The organism is Salegentibacter sp. 24, from assembly GCF_004362395.1.
In the GTDB taxonomy this organism is placed as follows: Bacteria; Bacteroidota; Bacteroidia; order Flavobacteriales; family Flavobacteriaceae; genus Salegentibacter.
The window spans coordinates 1-1,908 of record NZ_SNWE01000050.1 but is presented as its reverse complement, the minus strand read 5'-3'; the positions used below and the strand labels follow the sequence as shown (position 1 = coordinate 1,908).

The following is a 1,908-nucleotide window of genomic DNA, read 5'->3' as shown; positions in this document are numbered from 1 at the left end:
ACCGATATTTAAAACAAGAAAGAAATGCTGCTTAAAAAATGAAAAATAGAACTTAATTTAGCAGCTAAGCTGTCCTAACAAATGGGGGTTCTTCATTCGAAGAACTGAAAAAAATACTTAGCGGAAAAAATTTTTCTGAATTTAAAGATGCTAATGTATTCAAAGCTGTTAAAAATTTAATAGTAAAAAAAGGCCTCTATGAAGCAGAGAGTTTTACTAAATGGTTAGAAGAACTATTAGCTTCGAAATTAGAATCTCCAACATCAGTAAGGCTGAGAGATCTTCCCTATAAAACTACAGTGTATGCCAGTAGAAGAGATAAAAATGCTTTAATTTTTAGCTCTTTTGAAAAGGAATCTATGGAAAAAAATGCCGCATTTGCTGCGAGATGTAGCATGTCTATTCCAATTTTTTTTACTCCTCAATATAGTGAAGGTCTAAGGGTGTTTGATGGAGGTGCTCAAAATAACTTTCCTGTTAAAGTACTACTCGATAAATACCCTGATACTAACTTTTTAGGCCTTTATTTAGGAGCCGAAATTTACAAACACGAAAAAAAGAATTTTTTAGGCGATATGTTATCAATCTGGACCGAATCTTCGGACCCTGATGTTTTAAGGGAATATAAAAACAATATTGTTGTTATTGATCCTGATCCAATAAGCACAACTCAGTTTAAACTATCATCAGAAGAGAAAGAATTTTTACTCGAAAGTGGGAGGTTGGCAGCAATAAAATTCCTGGATAAAACTAATATTATTAAAAAGACAGATCTTAATTTTGAATCAAGAAAGAATGACCTTGAATTGTTAAGAGAAAAATTGAAAACTAAGAAAAGAAAAAAGAAGTTTTTTATCAAATCATTATGCCTATTGGTAATCTTTTTAGTAGCTACGTATTTTTACGGAAATCATCTTTCATTTTAAGTTCATATGGTGTAATCAGAATCCGGCTGAGAAAAACAAGCTTCATTTTAAAGCACTAGTAAACTTTTACGTTTTCCACTTATTTTTATTTTAGTTATATTTAATAGCCTGAAGCGTTGGTTACTATGGAAAAATTTATTCTTAAATCCGGGAAAGCACTGGCTAGGTTAAGATCTGGAATAAATGATTTCTTCGAGGATAAAATAGAGGGAAATGTTACCAACGTGATTCTTTTCATCCTTTCATTCTTCATACTTTTCGTTACCAGCTTCAGTTTAATCTTCGGGATCCAAAGCATAATAGAGGGTTATGTCTATTATTTGATCCTTTTTATAATCCTGGCGGTAATTTTGGTCTGGCTGGCCATATTCTATGAATCAGATAAACACCTGGAGACCGACCGGCATAATTTCAAGGTGGTACCTATTGATAAATACCGGATACGGTTTGAATACATCAATCTTGATAAAGATTCTAAAGAGCAATTCTTAAGATTGCTTAAAGGCAGATATGTTCAGCAGAAGATCAATTTCACCGTTGGAAATAAAAGCGGGGACTCCGCGAACCACCGAATCCTCTTCGTCTTATTCGATGAACTATTTGATGGGGGTATCCAGGATCTTACCGGTGAGAGGAAACAGGATTTTTTCCTTTTACTGATGAATTCTTTCCTAATGAACAACGAACCGCTTAAAGAAAACACTTTAAAAACCAGTTTTTCCGCCTGGAAAAACGACCAGGAAAAAATTAATTCCCGAAATCAACGAAAATTCATCCGCCAGATGCTAAATAAAGAATAATTATAGCATAATTCCATTCTTATTTGAATTATGCTATTGATTTACAGGTATTTGATTTCCTAAGTTTGTCCTGTACAAAAATGTAAAAACCTGAGTTCGACGTAAGAAAAGTAGTTTTTTAGCATGAAAAAAGCAGAAATATGGTTATATTTAAGTGTCTGAAAACCAAAATACTAACCTAA

Annotated in this window: 2 protein-coding genes; both read left to right on the top strand. The window is 32.8% G+C overall.

What is annotated here, in order from left to right; all coding sequences use genetic code 11:
- The first annotated feature begins 104 nt into the window (after window positions 1-104).
- Window positions 105-926 carry a patatin-like phospholipase family protein gene (locus DET49_RS18295; protein WP_262708006.1) on the top strand — a complete coding sequence of 274 codons (822 nt, stop codon included), beginning with the start codon at window positions 105-107 and terminating at the stop codon, window positions 924-926.
- Between the two features lie 125 nt (window positions 927-1,051).
- The gene (locus DET49_RS18290; RefSeq protein ID WP_133550291.1) at window positions 1,052-1,726 is read left to right on the top strand and encodes a hypothetical protein; all 675 of its coding nucleotides are present in this window, start codon (window positions 1,052-1,054) and stop codon (window positions 1,724-1,726) included.
- Window positions 1,727-1,908: the final 182 nt, after the last annotated feature.

What these genes read in the sequence shown, in the direction of transcription:
- DET49_RS18290 (WP_133550291.1), top strand. Translation starts at nt 1,052, where the DNA reads ATGGAAAAATTTATTCTTAAATCCGGGAAAGCACTGGCTAGGTTAAGA.